At 72.7% G+C, this 17,928-nt stretch carries 15 protein-coding genes; 11 read left to right on the plus strand and 4 right to left on the minus strand.

Features of this window, described 5'->3' with window-relative positions; genetic code table 11:
* Positions 1–15 precede the first annotated feature (15 nt).
* The 3 genes from JNO54_RS03260 to JNO54_RS03270 are packed head-to-tail and all read left to right on the plus strand — an operon-like array spanning position 16 to position 2,335.
* Positions 16–597, plus strand: a complete 582-nt coding sequence (locus tag JNO54_RS03260; protein WP_307818041.1) for a winged helix-turn-helix domain-containing protein — start codon at positions 16–18, stop codon at positions 595–597.
* Positions 594–1,910 (plus strand): MFS transporter, encoded by a 1,317-nt coding sequence (locus JNO54_RS03265; RefSeq protein ID WP_307818042.1) that lies wholly within the window; start codon positions 594–596, stop codon positions 1,908–1,910. Before JNO54_RS03260 ends, JNO54_RS03265 begins: the two co-directional genes overlap by 4 nt.
* Positions 1,907–2,335, plus strand: coding sequence for a VOC family protein (locus JNO54_RS03270; protein ID WP_204142602.1), 429 nt, complete (start codon positions 1,907–1,909; stop codon positions 2,333–2,335). Before JNO54_RS03265 ends, JNO54_RS03270 begins: the two co-directional genes overlap by 4 nt.
* A gap of 85 nt (positions 2,336–2,420) precedes the next feature.
* Here JNO54_RS03270 and JNO54_RS03275 read toward each other — a convergent pair whose 3' ends face one another.
* A complete protein-coding gene (locus tag JNO54_RS03275; protein ID WP_204142603.1) occupies positions 2,421–3,209 on the minus strand; it encodes an acyl-CoA thioesterase in 789 nt (262 codons plus the stop codon).
* A gap of 63 nt (positions 3,210–3,272) precedes the next feature.
* On the opposite strand from JNO54_RS03275, the gene JNO54_RS03280 reads away from it, so the two are divergent.
* The 6 genes from JNO54_RS03280 to JNO54_RS03305 all read left to right on the plus strand — a co-directional run bounded on the left by JNO54_RS03280 (position 3,273) and on the right by JNO54_RS03305 (position 9,415).
* Positions 3,273–3,752 carry an aminoacyl-tRNA deacylase gene (locus JNO54_RS03280; protein ID WP_204142604.1) on the plus strand — a complete coding sequence of 160 codons (480 nt, stop codon included), beginning with the start codon at positions 3,273–3,275 and terminating at the stop codon, positions 3,750–3,752.
* A gap of 46 nt (positions 3,753–3,798) precedes the next feature.
* On the plus strand, positions 3,799–4,692 hold the full coding sequence (locus JNO54_RS03285) for a MerR family transcriptional regulator (protein ID WP_204142605.1): 894 nt from the start codon (positions 3,799–3,801) through the stop codon (positions 4,690–4,692).
* Positions 4,693–4,858: 166 nt separating this feature from the next.
* Complete coding sequence (locus JNO54_RS03290) at positions 4,859–5,614, plus strand: hypothetical protein (RefSeq protein ID WP_204142606.1); 756 nt, start codon at positions 4,859–4,861, stop codon at positions 5,612–5,614.
* A 298-nt stretch (positions 5,615–5,912) separates the two neighbouring features.
* Positions 5,913–7,340, plus strand: a complete 1,428-nt coding sequence (locus tag JNO54_RS03295) for a DEAD/DEAH box helicase (protein WP_204142607.1) — start codon at positions 5,913–5,915, stop codon at positions 7,338–7,340.
* A 126-nt stretch (positions 7,341–7,466) separates the two neighbouring features.
* Complete coding sequence (locus JNO54_RS03300; protein WP_204142608.1) at positions 7,467–8,888, plus strand: FAD-dependent oxidoreductase; 1,422 nt, start codon at positions 7,467–7,469, stop codon at positions 8,886–8,888.
* Positions 8,889–8,944: 56 nt separating this feature from the next.
* Complete coding sequence (locus JNO54_RS03305; protein ID WP_204142609.1) at positions 8,945–9,415, plus strand: SRPBCC family protein; 471 nt, start codon at positions 8,945–8,947, stop codon at positions 9,413–9,415.
* A 16-nt stretch (positions 9,416–9,431) separates the two neighbouring features.
* Here the strand turns inward: JNO54_RS03305 and JNO54_RS03310 are convergent, their stop codons facing one another.
* Positions 9,432–10,319, minus strand: coding sequence for an NAD(P)H-binding protein (locus JNO54_RS03310; RefSeq protein WP_204142610.1), 888 nt, complete (start codon positions 10,317–10,319; stop codon positions 9,432–9,434).
* 130 nt (positions 10,320–10,449) lie between these two features.
* Complete coding sequence (locus JNO54_RS03315) at positions 10,450–14,136, minus strand: transglutaminase family protein (RefSeq protein ID WP_204142611.1); 3,687 nt, start codon at positions 14,134–14,136, stop codon at positions 10,450–10,452.
* A 102-nt stretch (positions 14,137–14,238) separates the two neighbouring features.
* Here JNO54_RS03315 and JNO54_RS03320 point away from each other — a divergent pair, with 102 nt between their 5' ends.
* Positions 14,239–15,312, plus strand: coding sequence for a CPBP family intramembrane glutamic endopeptidase (locus JNO54_RS03320; RefSeq protein WP_204142612.1), 1,074 nt, complete (start codon positions 14,239–14,241; stop codon positions 15,310–15,312).
* 29 nt (positions 15,313–15,341) lie between these two features.
* The gene (locus JNO54_RS03325; RefSeq protein WP_204142613.1) at positions 15,342–16,775 is read left to right on the plus strand and encodes an HAD-IB family hydrolase; all 1,434 of its coding nucleotides are present in this window, start codon (positions 15,342–15,344) and stop codon (positions 16,773–16,775) included.
* A 15-nt stretch (positions 16,776–16,790) separates the two neighbouring features.
* Here JNO54_RS03325 and JNO54_RS03330 read toward each other — a convergent pair whose 3' ends face one another.
* A complete protein-coding gene (locus JNO54_RS03330) occupies positions 16,791–17,918 on the minus strand; it encodes a diacylglycerol/lipid kinase family protein (protein WP_204142614.1) in 1,128 nt (375 codons plus the stop codon).
* Positions 17,919–17,928 lie beyond the last annotated feature (10 nt).

Here is a 17,928-nt window from a genome sequence, read left to right on the forward strand (position 1 = left end):
GTCTACGGTGAGCTCGTGCCCGAGCAGCCCACGGTCGTCATACCCGACACCACCCAGCTCAAGGCGCTGACGCACCCCCTTCGCCTCCGGCTGCTCGGTCTGCTCCGGATCCACGGCCCGGCGACGGCCACCGCCCTCGCCGAGCAGGTGGGCGAGAGCACCGGATCGACGAGCTATCACCTCCGTCAGCTCGAGCGGCACGGCTTCGTCGCGGACGCCGCTGAGCTCGGGACCCGCCGAGAGCGCTGGTGGCGGGCGAGCGCGCAGTACACGAGTGCGGCGAGCTCGTCGTCCGGGCCGGCCGAGCGGGACGCGAAGGGCGCGTGGCGTCAGGTCGTCGTCAGTCAGCTCGCCTCGCGGCTGCAGCTCTCGGTCGAGGAGCAGGACGCGCTGCCGGAGGAGTGGCTCGGGACGATCGGGAGCAGCGACGCGGTGGTCCATGCCACCCTCGAGCAGGCGCACGAGATCCGGCGGCGCCTCGAGGCGATCATCTGGGAGGTTCTCGAGCAGCACCCGACCCCGCCCGACGCCGCTCCCGAGGGGACCCGTCCCTTCGAGATCCAGGTCCACTCCTACCCGCGGCCGGAGAGGTCGTGACCGCGGCGCCGGCCCGCATCGTGTCCCGTCCGGCCCACCGGGTCTTCTACACGCTGACCGTCACCCGCTGGTTCCCCGTCGGCTTCGTCGTGGGGCTCTTCATCCTGTGGGCCTTCGAGCTCGGGCTGTCGACGGCCCAGGCACTCGCCGCGATGTCCGCGATCGGTGTGGCCGTCGCCCTGCTCGAGCTGCCGACGAGCGGCTTCACCGACGTCTTCGGGCGGCGGCCGGTCTACCTCGTCGCCGCGGGCGTGCAGGTCCTCGCCGCCCTCGCCTACGTCATGGCCGGGTCCTGGGGCGCCTACCTCGCGGCCGGGGTGCTCATGGGGGTCTTCCGGGCGCTGGAGTCCGGGCCGCTCGAGGCGTGGTTCGTCGATGCCGTGCACGTCCGCGAGCCCGGTGCGGACGTCGACCAGCCGCTCGCCCGCGCGGGCACGCTCATCGGGGCGAGCATGGCGGTCGGGTCGCTGCTCTCGGGCGCGCTCGTGTGGTGGCACCCCTTCGAGAGCCGGTCGGCACTCGAGCTCCCGATGGCGCTCTACGTCGTCGGTGCGATCGTCCACCTCGTCGCCGTCGCCGCCCTCATGCGCGAGGTGCCCCACCTGACGACCGACGCCGCCGCTCCCGAGCTCGCTGAGGCCGTGGCCGAGGGTGACGGCACCTGGCAGCGGGTGCGTCGGTCCGTCGCGGCCACCCCCGCGGTCATCGTCGGCGGGCTCGGTCTGCTGCGCTCCAGCGCAGCGCTGCGCGGGCTCGTCCTCGCGTCCGGGCTCACGGCCGTCGTCATGGTCGTGCAGGAGAACTTCGTGCCGATCCGGCTCGCGGACCTGCTCGGGAGCAACGCGACCGCGGGCGCCTGGATGGGCCCGGTCGCCGCCATGGCGTGGGGCGCCTACTCCGCCGGCTCCGCGGCCGTCGGGGTGCTCGCGCGCCGCGTCGGTGTCGCACGGGCCGCGATCGTCGGCCGTCTGCTGCACGTGCTCGGCTCGCTCGCCATCGGGGTGGTCGCCGGCCCGGTCGCTCTCGTCGCCGCCTACCTCTTCACCTACGCGGTCTTCGGCAGCGGCGCGATGGACCATGCGCTGACCCACCGCGAGGCCACCTCGGAGAACCGCGCGACCGTGCTCTCGCTCTCCTCGCTCGTGAGCTTTTTCGCCTTCGCGGTCTCGGCGCCGCTGCTGGGTCTGCTCGCCGAGGCCACGGACAACGAGACAGCGATCATCGCCGCTGCGGTCGTCGGGCTGCTCGCGCTGCCGTGCTACCTCCCCGCGCTGTGCGCCGAGAGGCGACGGGGCGATACCGTCGTGGGATGAGCGAGCTGCGACCCTTCCACCTAGCCATCCCCGTCCACGACATCGAGGCCGCGCGCCACTTCTACGGCGAAGTCATGGGCCTGAGCCGCGGGCGTGAGGACGAGCGCTGGACCGACTGGGACCTCGACGGCCACCAGGTCGTCACCCACATGGTCGACCACCACCAGAACGCCGTCGCGGGTCACAACCCCGTCGACGGCAAGATGGTCCCGGTGCCGCACTTCGGTGTCGTCCTGACGGTCGAGCGGTTCAAGGAGCTCGCCGAGCGGATGACCGCGGCGGGCACCGAGTTCGTCATCGAGCCGTACGTGCGTTTCGAGGGCACGCCGGGGGAGCAGTGGACGATGTTCTTCCTCGACCCGTCCGGCAACGCCATGGAGTTCAAGGCCTTCGAGGACCTCGGCCAGATCTTCGCCACCACCTGACTCGCTTCGCACGAGCCTTGGCTCGTGCGAAGGGGGAGGGGCGGCGAGCCCCGCACGAGCCTTGGCTCGTGCGAAGGGGGAGGGGTCAGCCGAAGACGGCGACGGTCTGCCGGCTGATGGCGACGAGGGTCCCGTCGGGTCGCCAGACGTGGGCGTGGGTGTGCGCGTAACCGTCGGCGGCGTGGTCGGTCCTGACCTCGTAGGCCCACCAGGCGTCGGGCTCGGCCCTGACGTCGCCGACGATCTCGAGCGTCCAGGTCAGGCTGCTCCCCGGGCGGGGCCGGTCGAGCATCTGGATCGGTGCAGGCGGCCACGCGTCCACGAGCGAGACGAGGTGCTCCTCCTCGAAGCGGGGCGGCGCCTGCCGGAAGCGCATCCACCCCCGCATGTGCGACGTCTCCGAACCGCTGTACGGCAGACCCCCGTCGGCGAGCCGCAGGTCGAGGTGGGCGAAGAAGTCAGGGGTCCTCCCGGGGAGGTGCGGCAGCGCCAGCGCCTCGTCCGGTCCCGCGAACGCGGGCAGCTGCGTCGTCGGGGCCACCGCGATGCTCGACTCCCGCGGTGCCCCGAAGCTCGCGAGCATCGCGGCGACGACCTGTCCGTCCTGGCGGAGGTGCACCTGTCCCTGGGTCGCGCTGGAGCCGCTGCGCAGGACCGTCGCCTCCGCCTCGGCGGCGCCGGCGGCGACCGGTGCGACGAAGGAGATGGTCACCGCGCGAAGGGGGAGATCTCTCTCCCCGGGGAGCCGGGCACGCAGCGCCGAGAGCATGAGGCCCGTCACGAGGCCGCCGTAGGTGGCGCGGCCCTGGCCCCAGCCCTCCTCGACGTGGACGGATCCGGTGGCGGCCTGGTCGAGCATCTCCTGGAGATCCATGCCCCGATCCTGCCACCAGCGCCATGACCCACCGCCGCCGACGTCGGGCCTAGCCTGAGGTGCATGAGCCAGAGCGAGGAGCGCGCGGAGCAGGCCCTGCGGGAGAGCGGGATCGAGCACACGATCGTCCGGCACGGCCGGGTGGGCTCGCTCGAGGAGGCGGCCGAGGCCCGCGGTGTGCGGCCGGCCGACATCATCAAGACCCTCGTGGTCCGACGCGCCGAGGACGACTACCTCCTCGTCCTCGTCCCCGGCGACCGCGAGATCGACTGGCCCAAGCTCCGCGCCCATCTCGGCGTCAACCGGGTCTCCATGCCGGACGCGGCGACGGCCCTCGAGGTGACCGGCTACGAGAGGGGGACGATCACCCCCTTCGGCTCGACGACCCCCTGGCCGGTCGTCGCGGACGCGACGATCCTCGAGTCAGAGGGGCGCTCGATCTCCCTCGGCGCCGGCGGTCACGGGGTCTCCGCGACGGTCCCCGCGGCCGCCGCCCTGGAGGCCCTCGGCGCGAGCGTCGCCGACGTGACCGCGCCGGTCTGAGCCGCACCGGACCGGTGACCTGGCCCGACATCCGTAGGATGAGGCGGTGACCCAGGGCATCCGCATCGGTGAGCTCGCGCGCCGTAGCGGGCTGACTCCTGACGTGCTGCGGGTCTGGGAGCGCCGGTTCGGTCTCTTCAGCCCAGAGCGCACACCGGGGGGCTACCGCCTCTACACCCCCGATGACGAGCGCCTCGCCCACGAGGTCGTCGCCCTCAAGGCCCGGGGGCTGCTGCTGGCCGCGGCCGTCGAGCAGGCCCGTGCCAGCGTCGAGAGCACCCGCCAGGCGACGGCCGACGCAGACGGCCCGCTGCCCGACGCGCTCGCGGCCGAGATCGACGCGGCGGTCCGCGTCCTGGACCAGTCCGCCACCACGGCTGCCGTCGCCCGGACGATCGAGGTCCTCGGCCCCGAGGCGGCCATGGTCGAGGTGCTCCTGCCCTACCTCGTCCGACTCGGGCGGCAGTGGGAGAACGGCGAGGTCACGGTGGCGCACGAGCACTTCGCGAGCCACATCATCCGTCGCCACATCGGCGCTCAGGGGGCGGAGCTCAACCCCACCGGACGGCGGACGGCGATCGTCGCCTGCCCGCCCGGCGAGCGGCATGACATCGGCGCGCTCATGGCGGCGGTCGCGCTCTCCCGGAAGGGCTGGTCGGTGCGCTTCCTCGGTGCTGACACCCCGATCGCGGCCATCGACGCGATCGCCTCCACCCTGCGCACCGACGTCGTCGTCCTCGGCGGTACGCGGCGCACGGTCTTCGAGGCCGTCGTCCCGCTCGTCCAGCGACTGCGCTCGGTGACCCACGTGGCGATCGGAGGTGCCGGCGCCAACGCCGAGGTGGCCAAGGCGCTCGGCGCGACCCTCCTCCCGCTGGACCCGGTGAGTGCGGTAGCGGTCCTCGACGGGGCCGTCGAGGACGCCTACGCCACGGCCTGATGCCGGTCTGGCTACGGCAGGCCCCCTGGCGGGCGAGGGACCGAGGGTGGTTCGATCGGCCATGAGCAACCTCCCACCTGAACCTCCCGAGCCCACCGGCAGCGGCCCGTACCCCGGCCAGCAGCCCCCGCCCCACGGCCAGCAGCGGCCGCAGCAGCCTTACCCGATGCCTGCAGGAGGAGCATCGGGTGGCGGCTACGGCGCGATGCCCGCGCCCGGCCAGCCCACCTACGCCCCCCGCCGCTTCCAGGCGATGGACGCGCTGTCCTACGCCTGGACCGCCCTGACGAAGAACCCGCTGCCCTTCCTCGTCATCGGTCTCCTCACCCTGATCATCGGCGGCGGTCTCTCGGCCGTCGGGGCGATCGCGGACGGGACCCTCGAGGCGATCACCAACCCCGACGCGATGGACCCGGCGACGTCCTCCACGCAGGTGACCTTCACGCCGGTGAGCTCGATGCTCAACCTCGTGAGCAGCGCCATCGCGATGTTCCTCTCGCTCGGCATCTACCGGATGGCGCTCGACGTCATGGACGGCCGCAAGGCCGAGCTCGGGCGACTCTTCTCGGGCTACAACGTCCTCATGGCCCTCGTCGTGAGCATCGTCGTCGGTCTGATCGTGCTCGTCGGCCTCGTCGCCTGCATCCTCCCGGGCATCGCGGCGATGATCCTGCTGTACTTCGCGCCCGTCTCGGTGGTCGACGAGGACCTCAGCCTCGGTGACGCGATCAAGGGCAGCTTCGAGGCGGTCAAGGACAACCTCGGGCAGGTCCTCCTCGGCGGCCTCATCGGCCTCGGCCTGGCCATCGTGGTCCTCTGCACCTGCGGCCTCGGCGCCATCGTCGTCACCCCGCTCGCCGGGATCGCCGTGGCCTACGCGTGGCGTGCCATGCGCGGCCGTCCGATCGCCCAGCCGGTCTGACGCAACACGGACGAAGGGGTGGTGCCGGATCGACCCGGCACCACCCCTTCGTCGTGACGATTGTGGGTCGGGACGGCGGAGCGGCTAGGGTGGTCGGGACGGCTCGCCCAGTTCTGCTGCGGCCGTCGCACCGTGATCGCCCTCGGAGCCTCGAGGCCGCGGACCCGGTGCCGGCACCACGACGTGCCAGAGAGACTCCTCCTGCCCTGTGCAGCTGACCTCTCCTCGCCGATGCGCCGCGGCCCCCTGCCGCGCCGGGCAGGACGACCACCCCACTGATGTGGAGCATCACCAACACATGTCCCAGGACACCCAGACCTTCGCCGACCTCGGCGTCCCCGCCCCCTTCGTCGCTGCCCTCGCGAAGCGCGGGATCACGACCCCCACCCCCATCCAGGCCGCGACGCTGCCCGACTCCCTCGCGGGGCGTGACGTCCTCGGCCGCGGCCGGACCGGCTCGGGCAAGACCTTCGCCTTCCTCCTGCCGCTCATCACCCGGCTCACCGAGGAGCCCCGCCGCCCCCGCAGCCGTGCCCCGCGTGCGCTGATCCTCGCGCCGACCCGCGAGCTGGTCGCCCAGATCGACGAGTCCTTCCAGATGCTCACCGAGGGCACCCGGCTCACCAGCCGCGTCGTCTTCGGCGGCGTCGGGCAGGGCCCGCAGGTCGAGGCGATCCGCCGCGGCGTCGACGTCGTGGTCGCCTGCCCCGGCCGGCTCGAGGACCTCATCGGCCAGGGTCACGTCAACCTCGACGACATCGAGGTGAGCATCCTCGACGAGGCCGACCACATGGCCGACCTCGGTTTCCTCCCCGGCGTGAAGCGGATCCTCGACCGGACCCCTCGCGACGGCCAGCGGATGCTCTTCTCCGCGACGCTCGACGCCGGTGTCGACGTGCTCGTCAAGCGCTACCTCAGCCAGCCCGTCACCCACGAGGCCGACTCGGCGCAGTCACCCGTCTCGACGATGGACCACCACGTCCTCAAGGTCCGCGGCGACGACCACCTCGACGTCCTCACCGACCTGGCCGCCGCCCCCGGCCGCACCGTCGTCTTCGCCCGGACCAAGCACCGCGCGAAGAAGTTCGCCAAGCAGCTCGGCCAGCGCGGCATCCCCGCTGTCGAGCTCCACGGCAACCTCAGCCAGGGCGCGCGCACCCGGACGATGGAGGCCTTCCACTCCGGCAAGGCGACGACGCTCGTCGCGACCGACATCGCCGCGCGCGGCATCCACGTCGACGACGTCGCGCTCGTCATCCACGCCGACCCGCCCGTCGAGCACAAGGCGTACCTCCACCGCTCGGGCCGCACCGCCCGCGCGGGCTCGGCCGGCACCGTCATCACGTTGATGACCCCGGACCAGAACGGCGACGTCCGCACCCTCATGCGCAAGGCCGGCATCAAGCCGCGCACGACCGAGGTCACCGCCGCCCACCCGCTGCTCGGCGAGCTCGCCCCGGGTGAGCGCGAGTTCCCCGGTGCGATCATCCACGAGGTGCCGCAGCAGCGCGCCGGCAGCCCGAAGGGGGGTCGCTCCGGTGCCCGCCCGGCCGGCGGCTCCTCCGGCGGTCGGGGTCGCTCGGGCGGCCAGGGTCAGGCCCGCGAGGGTGGCCAGCGCCCGCAGGGCGGCCGGGGCCGCGGCGGCCAGGGGCGCAACGGGTCCTCCTCCGCGCAGAGCGGCCAGCGCAGGACCCGCTCGGCGGCGGAATTCAGCTCCGGCCGCTGACCCCTACCCGTCAGTAACGGGACCTCTGGAGAGGTTGCCCCCGATATCCCGGGGCGACAGCTCCAGAGGTCCCGTTCGTGCCTGCCTCAACCGCCGCGAGGGGTGTGATCGGGCTACGGTCGAGGCATGACCTCCCTGTGGCTCGACACCTGCCTGCCGACCCCGACCCCGGCGGGGCTCCCCGGCTCCGTCGACACCCTCGTCGTCGGTGCCGGGCTCACCGGGCTGGCCACGGCGGTGCTCCTCGCGCGGGCGGGCCAGGACGTCACGGTCGTCGAGGCGCGGCACGTCGGCGCGGTCGCGACGGGCAACACGACTGCCAAGCTCTCCCTGCTCCAGGGCACGGTGCTCTCGCAGATGCGGCGGCACCACTCCGCCGACGTCGTGCGGGCCTACGTCGAGGCCAACCGGGAGGGCCAGGCCTGGTTGCTCCGTCTCCTCGACGAGCGCGACGTCGCCTACGACACCCGGATCGCCTGGACCTACGCGACGACACCACGCGGACGGGACGTCCTCGCCGACGAGCTGGGCGTCGCGCAGGAGGCGGGACTGCCGGTCCTCGCGACGACCGAGACGGAGCTCCCCTTCCCCGCTCGGGCCATCCGTCTGGCCGACCAGGCGCAGATCCACCCCACCCGGGTCCTCGAGACGCTGCTGCGTGAGCTCGAGCGCAACGGCGGCCGGGTCGTCGACGGCGTGCGTCTCACCGGCGTCGAGACCGGGGAGCCGTGCGTCGCTCAGACCACCGTCGGCGAGATCCGCGCGCAGCAGGTCGTCCTCGCCACGGGTACGCCCGTGCTCGACCGCGGCCTGCACTTTGCACGGCTCGAGGCGCACCGCTCGTACGCGACAGCCTTCGAGGCGAGCCTGCCGGTGCCGCAGGGGATGTACCTCTCGACGGACGACCCGGCCCGCTCGCTGCGGACGGCGACCACCGAGACCGGGACGATGCTCCTCGTCGGCGGCAACGACCACGTCGTCGGTCGGGTCCGCTCCGAGCGGGCTCAGGTCGACGGGCTCGTGGAGTGGGCGCACGAGCACTTCCCCGGTCTGCACCTCACGCACAGCTGGTCCGCTCAGGACTACCGCCCCGCCGGTCGCGTCCCCGTCGTCGGACCGATGCCCCGCAGCCAGGGTCGGGTGCACGTCGCGACGGGCTACGACAAGTGGGGCATGACCAACGCCGTCGCCGCCGCACTCACCCTCAGCGCGGACATCCTCCGCGGGGTGCCGAGCGACTGGGCGACGACCCTCCGGGGCGGCCTGCCCACGCCGCGCGACATCACCTCCGGTGTCGCGACGAACGCCGCCGTCGGAGCCGGCCTGGTCGCCGGCTGGGCCGGGGAGCTGACGGCCCGGGCGAAGGGGGAGCGTCGAGACTGCCCGGTGAGCCGGGTCTGCACCCACCTCGGCGGGATCCTCGAGTGGAACGACGCGGAGTCCTCGTGGGACTGCCCGCTCCACGGCTCCCGCTTCGACGCCGACGGTCGGGTCCTCGAGGGCCCGGCCACCCGCGACCTGGACCGCAACGACCAGGACCGAGAGTAAGGAGGCAGGCATGCCGAAGAGCAGGAGCGCGAGGGAGGGCGGCTAGGGTCGAGCGCATGACCCAGACCCACGCACCCCTGCTCGAGGCCGCCGTCGACATCGCTGCCCCGCCGGAGCGGGTGTGGGCGGTCGTCTCCGACCCGCGCGTGATGGGCGGCTTCTCCGACCAGGTGGTCCGGACCATCGTTCGCGGCAACGCCCCCGTCGCGCGGGGGACGCGCACCCTCAACATCAACCGGCGTGGGCCGCTCGTGTGGCCGACGAGGGCGAAGGTCGTCGAGTTCGAGCCCGGCCGACGCTACGCCTACCGGGTCAAGGACAACGCGGCCGTCTGGAGCTTCGAGCTCGAGCCGACCGCGAGCGGCACCAGACTGACCCACCGCCGCGACGCGAGCGGCGGGATGACTGCCGTCTCGCTCATGCTCCAGGACAGGGTGCTCGGAGGGGTCGCCCCCTTCGAGGCCGAGATGGAGTCCGGGATGGTCCGCACCCTCGAGCGGGTCAGGCGGGCCGTCGAGGGGGTCTGACCCGCCGCTCGGCGACTCAGCGCGCGCGCTCGGCCATCGCCCTCTCGACCGCATCCCGGTAGCTCAGCGGCTCGAACGGGACGACCTCGCGAACGGTGTCGTCGGTGACGATCACCTCGACGTCCATGGAGTCGATGAGGTTGCGGCCCGTCGTCGCGTCGACGTCGGTGACGAAGGCGAGCCAGCGGGACGACAGACCGGGCGTCAGCACGGGGACGGGGGCGAGCGGGATCCGTCGGCCGTGGATGACCTCCGAGGCGATCTGGAGCATGTCGACGTAGGTGAGCGCCTCGGGACCGCCGATCTCGAAGACCTTCCCCGAGGCCTGCTCGTTGCCGGCGACCCCGACGAGGTAGCGCACGACGTCGTCGAGCGCGATCGGTTGGGTCTTGGTGCTCGCCCACTGCGGCACGACCATGGCGGGCAGGTTCTCGACCAGCTGGCGGGTGATCTCCCACGAGATGCCGCCGTCACCGACGACCACGGCGGCGCGCAGGACGGTCACGGGCACGCCCCCTTCGCCGAGCAGCGACTCGACCGCCCGCCGCGAGCGCAGGTGGACGGACAGCTTGTCGGCATCCTCCGGGCCGAGCCCACCGAGGAAGATGATCTGCCGCACCCCGGCTGCGGCGGCCGCCTCTCCGAAGGCTCGCGCCGATCGCGCCTCGGTCTCCTCGAAGTCGTCCTCGTCGAGGGAGTGGACCAGGTAGTAGGCGATCTCGGCGCCCGCCATCGCGGTCTCGAGCGACGAGGGGTTCGTGACGTCGCCCTCCACCGGGGTGCCGGGCCCCTCGTAGCGCTCGGGCCTGCGGGTCATCGCCAGCACGTCGTGGCCGGCGTCGACAAGGGCGGGGACGAGGCGGCGACCGACGAAGCCGGTGGCGCCCGAGACGAGGACTCGCATGGTGACAGCATTCTCCGGCGAGGTCACTGCGTCAAAGGAGTGTCCAGGGATCGCGGGCTGAGCCGACCGTGAGGAGCAGGGCTGCGACGTCAGTCCCGCGCGATGATCGCGAAGGTCTCGGCCCCCGCGCTCATGCGGTGCCGCCCACCGGTGCGTCGACATCGACAGACTCGGAGACGTCGGCGCGGCCGAAGGCGCCCTCGGCCGCCGTCTCCATGATCGGCTCCCCCGGCAGCGGCGGGGCGTCCGGCCTCGCCGACGGGTCGATCTCCGCCGGCGGCCCGGCGAACTCGTCTGGTGCCGTCGCGACCCGGTCGACGCCGGGGAAGCGGCGCAGGTCGACCGTGCACGGATAGTCCGTGACCGCCGGCGACATCGCGGACGTGAGCGAGGGGATCGCGTCGAGATCGACCGGTCCTGGCGTGTGTCCGCCGACGACGAAACGGGCGTTGCGCCTCGACTCCGCGGCCGCCGCGTTCACCGGGAACGACTCGTGCGCGACGCCACCGGGGTGCGTCACGTGGTACGTGAAGCCGCCGAGCGAGCGGCTGTTCCACCGGTCGACGAGGTCGAAGACGAGCGGGGCGTGCACGCCGATCGTCGGGTGCAGCGCCGAGGGGGGCGCCCAGGCCCGGTAGCGCACCCCGCCGACGAAGGCTCCGCCCGCCCCGGACGCTCCGACCGGACCGCCCCACCCCTGCTCGGCGACGGGCACCATCGGTACCGGGACCCCGTTGCACGTCACGAGGTGACGTCCCTCGACGAGCCCGGTCGCGCGGACCTGGACCTTCTCGACCGAGGAGTCGACGTACCGTGCTGTCCCGGTCTGGGTGACCTCCTCGCCGAGGACGTGCCACGGTTCGACGGCCGCGCGCAGCTCCAGAGCCACCCCGTCGACCTCGACGTCACCGAGCCGCGGGAAGCGGAACTCGAGGAAGGGGTCGAACCACGCCGGGTCGAGCAGCGGCGCCCCGACCGAGGTGAGGTAACGGTTCGTGTCCTCGATGACGTCACGCAGGTCGGTCGCGACGAAGCCGGGCAGGAGGAAGCGGTCGTGCAGCCGCGTGCCCCAGTGGACGAGGGGACCGGAGTAGGGCTGATCCCAGAAGCGGGCGACGAGGGCCCGCACGAGCAGCGCCTGGAGCAGCGCCATCCGCGGGTGCGGAGGCATCTCGAAGCCGCGCATCTCGAGCAGCCCGAGCCGGCCCCGCTCGGAGCCGGGCGCGAAGAGCTTGTCGATGCAGAACTCCGCGCGATGGGTGTTGCCGGTGATGTCGGTGAGCAGGTGGCGCAGCAGCCGGTCGACGAGCCAGGGCCGGGTGCCCCTCCTGACGTAGCGCTCCTCGTCGAGCGGCTCCTCGACGTCCTGCGGGTCGTGCTCCATCGCGAGCACGTGGTCCATCTGGGCGAAGGCGATCTCGAGCTCGTAGAGGTTCTCGGCCCGGCCCTCGTCGACGCGCGGGGCCTGGCTCGTCGGGCCGATGTAGCGACCGGAGAAGAGATAGCTCAGGGACGGGTGGTGCTGCCAGTAGGTGATGAGCGAGCGCAGCAGGTCGGGCCGGCGCAGCAGCGGGGAGTCGACCGGGCGCGGCCCGCCGAGCGTGAGGTGGTTGCCGCCACCGGTGCCGGTGTGCGAGCCGTCGAGGTCGAACTTCTCCGTCGAGAGCCGGATCTGGCGGGCGTGCTCGTAGAGCGACTCGGTCTGCTCGACGAGCTCCCCCCACGTCGAGGTCGGGGCGACGTTGACCTCGATGACGCCGGGGTCAGGGGTGACCGACATCGTCCGCACCCGGGCGTCGTCCGGCAGCCCGTAGCCCTCGAGGACCACGGGCTGACCGACCTCGGCAGCGGCCGCCTCGACCGCGGCGACGAGCTCGACGGCGCGCTCCATCTCCTCCACCGGCGGGAGGAAGACGAAGAGGTGCCCGTCGCGGTGCTCGACCGCCATCGCCGTCCGGGGGGCGTCCTCGACGTCGAGGACCGCGGCCGGGGCAGCGTCGACCTCCACCAGCGCGGACGCATCGGCGGCGGGTAGCTGCCCGCGCTCGGCGAAGGGGGACCGCTCGGGCACCGAGGGTCCCTCGCCCCACGCGACGGAGCCCAGGGGCAGCCGCAGACCGGCGGGGGAGTCGCCGGGGACGAGCATGAGGTGGCCGCGGCGGGTGCGCCATGTCGTCGTGCCCCAGCCGTCCCCGTCGGGGGTGACGAAGACGGGGAGCACCCAGGCGGCGGGGGTCGCGACCCGGTCGCCGAGCCCGGCCTCGTCGATGCCGGCGACGAGGCGCTTGCGGCTCTGCGGGGTCTGCAGGGCGTCGTCGTCGGGGGCGAGGTCTGCCTCGGTCCGCCCTTCACCCTCGGGTTGCGAGGCCTCGGCGGCGAGCGCGAGCAGGGGGTCCTCGTGCGCGGCGACGAGGTGGTCCGGGGCGATGCCCAGACGTCGGGCGATACCGACGGCCAGATCCCGTGCGGCAGCGGCGGACTCGGGGCTGCCCGAGCGGAGGCGTTCCGTGCCCCAGGGATCGTCGAGGAGAGCGGGGTCGCGCCACAGCGGTTCCCCGTCGAGCCGCTCGCTCAGGGAGATCGCCCACCGGGGGAGCGGCTCGCCCGGGTACCACTTGCCCTGGCCGTGCCGGCGGAGCATGCCGGGGCGCACGAGCCGCTGCGCGAGCTGCATCGCGAGCCGACGCTTCTCGTCACCGTCGGCGGCGGTGTGCCACTGCGGGTCGTCGGTCCCCCCGGCAGCGACGAAGGTCGGCTCGCCGCCCATCGTCAGCCGCACGTCCCCCTTCGCCAGGAGTCCGTCGACGGCTGAGCCGAGCGCCGTGATCCGGCTCCACTGCTCGTCGGTGTAGGGCTTGGTGACACGAGGGTCCTCGGCGATGCGGGTGACGGTGTTGGAGAAGGAGAAGTCGACCTCGGTGGGGCCGGTGGCTCCCGAGATCGGGGCTGAGGACGACGGGTGCGGGGTGCACGAGAGGGGGATGTGCCCCTCCCCGGCGAGCAGGCCGGAGGTCGCGTCGAGGCCGACCCAGCCGGCGCCGGGGACGAAGACCTCGGCCCATGCGTGGAGGTCGGTGAAGTCCTCCGCCGGGCCGTCCAGCGAGGGATCGCCCACGGCCGACTGGTCGGCGGTCAGCTGCACGAGGTAGCCGGAGACGAAGCGGGCGGCGAGCCCGACGTGCCGCAGCGCGGCGACGAGCAGCCAGGCGGAGTCGCGGCACGAGCCGATCGCCCGGTCGAGGGTCTCGGCGGGGGTCTGGACGCCCGGCTCCATCCGGACCGAGTAGTCGACGTCGCCCCGGATCGCCTGGTTGAGGCGGACGAGGAAGTCGACGACGGCCACCCCTTCGCCCGGGCCCTTGGTCAGACCCCCTTCGCCGACGATGCCCTCGACCGTCCGCTCGACCCACGCCGTCGTCTCGGCCGACAGGCCCGACCCCTCGGGCCCGTCGTCCACCGGGCGAAGGTACGGCTCGAGGTCGTCGCGCAGCATCGGCGGGTAGGCGAAGGGGACGGTGCTCGCGAAGTCCTCGACGAAGAAGTCGAAGGGGTTGATCACGGTCATGTCGGCGACGAGGTCGACGGTGATGTCGAGCTCGGTGACCGGCTCGGGGAAGACGAACCGCGCGAGCCAGTTGCCGAAGGGGTCCTGCTGCCAGTTGAGGAAGTGGCCCTCCGGCTGCACCCGCAGGCTGTAGCTGGCGATCGGCGTGCGCGAGTGCGGCGCCGGACGCAGCCGGACCGTGTGGGGGTAGACCCGCACCGGCTCGGGGAATCGGTAGGTCGTGCGGTGCTCGAGGGCTACGCGGATCGTCACCCGGCCACCCTAGGTGGGTTGACGGGCCCGATACCCCGGGCGAAGGGGGGTCGATACCGGGGGTGGATGCGTCCCGCCCGTCCCCCGGGCGAGACTGGGTCCATGAGCGAGATCTCTCCCGGGTACCCGGTGCTGACGCCCGAGCAGCAGCGGTACCAGCCGATGCCGTCCCAGCAGGGGTACGCGCCCTACCAGCCCCCGCCGCGGCAGCCGGTGCTCGCGGAGGGCGCCGAGTACCACATGGCGCTCACGGGCCGGGGCAACGCCTGGTGGCGTCCGCTCGTCGCCGTGCCCGCCGTGCTCGTGGGTTTCGGGGTGCTGGCGATCGGCTTCGGCGTCGTCATGATGCTCGGCCTGATGATCATCACGGGGGATGTCGACAGCGTCCTCAACGGCGACATGACCGAGATCCTCCGCATGGACGACCCGTGGATCTTCGGGACGCAGAACCTCATGCTCGCCACCCTCATCCCGCTCGCCGGGCTCACGACGTGGCTGATCTACCAGGTGCGGCCGGGCTTCGTCTCCTCGGTCGTCGGGCGCTTCCGCTGGGGCTGGGCCGCGTGGTGCGCGGCGCTGCTCGTGCCGGCGTGGGGTGCCTACATCGTCGCTGCGAGCGCGCTCATGCCCACGACGGCGGCCGGCGGCGGTGCGGGCGGCGAGGGTCAGCGCCCCGAGCACTGGGTGCTCCTGCTCGTGCTCATGCTCCTCACGACCCCGCTGCAGAGCGCCGGCGAGGAGTACCTCTTCCGCGGGTGGATCATGCAGCAGATGGGCGCGGTCTTCCGGCACCGGTGGGTCGCGCTCGTCGCGGCGATCCTGCTCTCGTCCTCCCTCTTCGCGCTCGCGCACGGCTCGCTCGACCCGTGGGTCTTCCTCGACCTCATGGGCATGGCGACCGGCATGGTGATCCTCACCTGGCGCACCGGGGGCCTCGAGGCAGCCGTCGTGCTGCACGCGGTGAACAACCTCTTCGCCATCGGCTACGCGATCCTCTTCGGCAACCTCGCGGACAGCTTCATCGGCACCGACACGTCGAGCGACGCGGTGAGCACGCTCACCTCGTGGGGTGCGATCGCCGTCGCCACGGTCGCGCTCCTGGCGCTGGCCCGGTGGCGTGGGGTCGAGCGCACGGTGCGCCCACGGGTCCAGACGTCGGTCACCTACCCGGCCTGAGACGAGGGAGGGCCAGTAGGTTGGCCCGCATGCGTGCGGCAGCCTTCTTCGACCTCGACCGGACCCTCCTGCGCCGGGCCTCCGGGCCGGCGCTCTCGGCGGCGATGCGTGAGACCGGGGTGGTCAAGAGCGGGCTGCCCTTCGAGCGGGCGATCTTCGGTTACTTCGACCTCTTCGGCGAGTCCCTCGGATCGATCGCCCTCGCCCGGCAGGCCTCCCTCGTCGCTCGCGGGCGCGCCGTCGACGCCTTCGACGAGGCGGCCGCGATCGCGGGGGAGCGGCTCTCCGAGCTCGTCGAGCCCTTCGCCCGCATGCTCATCGAGGAGCACCACCGGGCCGGCCGCGAGGTCGTCCTCGCGACGACGACGCCGGAGCACCTCATCCGGCCCTTCGCCGAGCGGATGGGCATCGACCACGTCGTCGCGACCCGGTACCGGGCGAAGGGGGGTCGCTTCACCGGGACGCTCGACGGCCCCTTCGTGTGGTCCACGGGCAAGCTGAGCGCGGTCCGGGCCTGGGCCCAGGACCACGACGTCGACCTGTCAGAGTCGTACGCCTACTCCGACTCGATCTACGACCTGCCCCTCCTCATGGCCGTGGGCAACCCGGGCGCGGTCAACCCCGACCCGCGCCTCTTCGCGGCCGCGATGGCCAAGCGCTGGCCGATCCTCAGCTTCGACACCTCGCCCGGCGTGCTCAAGGTGCCCGTCCTCGGTCTCGAGGTGCAGCAGATCGCCTTCCTGCTGGCCCGGCCCGAGCTCTTCCCGTACGCGCGCTTCGAGGTCAACGGGCTCGAGCACGTGCCGCAGGAGGGTGGCGCGATCTTGGTCGGCAACCACCGCAGCTACTTCGACTTCCCCGCGATGGTCGTCGCGATGCGCCGCTCGGGCCGCACGGGGCGCTTCCTCGGCAAGAAGGAGATCTTCGACGTGCCGATCATGGGCCCGGTGATGAAGGCGCTCGGCGGCATCCGCGTCGACCGGCAGGGCACCGACGACACGACGAAGGGGGATGCCCTCGACCCGCTCATGCTGGCCGCCAACGCGATCGCCGGCGGCGAGCTCGTCGGCATCCTCCCCGAGGGCACGATCCCGCGCGGCCCGGCGTTCTTCGCCCACGAGCTCCGCGGCAAGCCTGGTGCCGCCCGGCTGGCCCGGATGACCAAGGCCCCGGTCATCCCCTTCGCCTTCACCGGGACCGAGCAGGTCTGGCCCCGCTCGTCGAGGGTGCCTCACATGCTCTCGGTCCTCAACCCGCCCACGGTCACCGTGACCTTCGGCCCGCCGATCGAGCTGAAGTACCGCAGCGAGGCGCGTGACACCGAGCGGATCATGACCGCGATCGCAGACCTGCTCCCCGACGACGTGCGCTACCCGCAGCGTCCGACGCTCGACGAGCTGGCCAAGACCTACCCGGACGGCGTCGTGCCCGAGGAGGACCGCTCCTTCGCCATCGACGGCTGAGCGAGGGCGAAGGGGTCAGCGCACCCGGACGATGAGGGCCTGCTTGTCGACCGTCACCCGCAGGCGGTGCGCCTCGCCGATGACGTCGCCGTCGACCTGGACGGGGTGAGCGTCGTCGACCTCGACGGTGAACTCGGACCCCGTCCTGCGCACGAGCTGGGTCATGTCCTTCTCCGAGCGACTCAGCACACGGCCGGCGAGCGCGCCCCAGCCGAAGATCGTCTTCGGCGAGACGACGACGCAGTCGAGCAGGCCGTCGTCGAGCTGGGCCTGCGGCATGAGCACGATGCCCCCAGTGAGGATCCCGCAGTTGCCGAAGACGATGGTGCGCGCAGCGACCTGCTTCTGCGCCTGCCCGTCCACGGTCCAGCGGACCTGGAAGCGCTTGACAAAGAGCTTGCGCATCCCGGTGACGACGTAGGCGGTCCAGCCCACCGAGCTCTTGAGCTCCTCGCTCGTGCCGCCCATGATCTCGGCGTCGAAGCCCATGCCTGCCATGACGAGGAAGGGGTGGCGCTCGACCGGCGGGCCTGTCACGGGCTTCTCGGCCTGAGCCTCGTCGTCCGCCTCGACCTCGGCGACCGGGTCGAGCTCGAGCCAGGCGACGTCGATCGCCCGGTTGCGGCCCGAGCACGCGACGCGGAAGGACTCCTCGACGTCTCCGAAGGGGACATCGAGGTTGCGGGCGAGGAGGTTGCCCGTGCCGCGGGGCAGCATGCCCATGGGGATGCGGGTGCCCGCCAGCGCCACCGCGACGGCCCGGATCGTGCCGTCGCCGCCGAGCGGACAGACGAGGTCCACCCCTTCGTCCACGGCGAGACGCGCCTGGCCGGTCCCCGGGTCGTCCACGGTCGTCTCGTAGAAGATCGGCTCGTCCCACTCGAGCCGCTCGCACACCGCAGCCAGCTCGTCGCGAGCCACGGCCACGTCGGGCACCTTCGTTGGGTTGATGATGATCGCGGCCCGCTGCCGTCGGGCCAGCTCACCCCCCTTCGCCGCCCGCCGGAAGGCACTGCGCGGCGGCCGCACCCGGCGCCCCCGCCCACCGCGTGGACCGGGGTCGGTCACGACGAGAGCCAGCACCACCGCGAGCAGCAGCAGGCACAGCAGCACCGCGAGCAGGAGGAGCCAGGAGCCAGACACGTGCGGGACG

The sequence above is a fragment of the Janibacter endophyticus genome (genome assembly GCF_016888335.1).
GTDB classification, from domain to species: Bacteria; Actinomycetota; Actinomycetes; order Actinomycetales; family Dermatophilaceae; genus Marihabitans; species Marihabitans endophyticum.

Bases quoted from the DNA above. Each gene is read 5' to 3' on its own strand.
- JNO54_RS03270 (WP_204142602.1), top strand. From the start codon at position 1,907: ATGAGCGAGCTGCGACCCTTCCACCTAGCCATCCCCGTCCACGACATC.
- JNO54_RS03275 (WP_204142603.1), bottom strand. From the start codon at position 3,209: ATGGATCTCCAGGAGATGCTCGACCAGGCCGCCACCGGATCCGTCCAC.
- JNO54_RS03280 (WP_204142604.1), top strand. From the start codon at position 3,273: ATGAGCCAGAGCGAGGAGCGCGCGGAGCAGGCCCTGCGGGAGAGCGGG.
- JNO54_RS03290 (WP_204142606.1), top strand. From the start codon at position 4,859: ATGCCTGCAGGAGGAGCATCGGGTGGCGGCTACGGCGCGATGCCCGCG.
- JNO54_RS03295 (WP_204142607.1), top strand. From the start codon at position 5,913: ATGTCCCAGGACACCCAGACCTTCGCCGACCTCGGCGTCCCCGCCCCC.
- JNO54_RS03300 (WP_204142608.1), top strand. From the start codon at position 7,467: ATGACCTCCCTGTGGCTCGACACCTGCCTGCCGACCCCGACCCCGGCG.
- JNO54_RS03305 (WP_204142609.1), top strand. From the start codon at position 8,945: ATGACCCAGACCCACGCACCCCTGCTCGAGGCCGCCGTCGACATCGCT.
- JNO54_RS03310 (WP_204142610.1), bottom strand. From the start codon at position 10,319: ATGCGAGTCCTCGTCTCGGGCGCCACCGGCTTCGTCGGTCGCCGCCTC.
- JNO54_RS03320 (WP_204142612.1), top strand. From the start codon at position 14,239: ATGAGCGAGATCTCTCCCGGGTACCCGGTGCTGACGCCCGAGCAGCAG.
- JNO54_RS03325 (WP_204142613.1), top strand. From the start codon at position 15,342: ATGCGTGCGGCAGCCTTCTTCGACCTCGACCGGACCCTCCTGCGCCGG.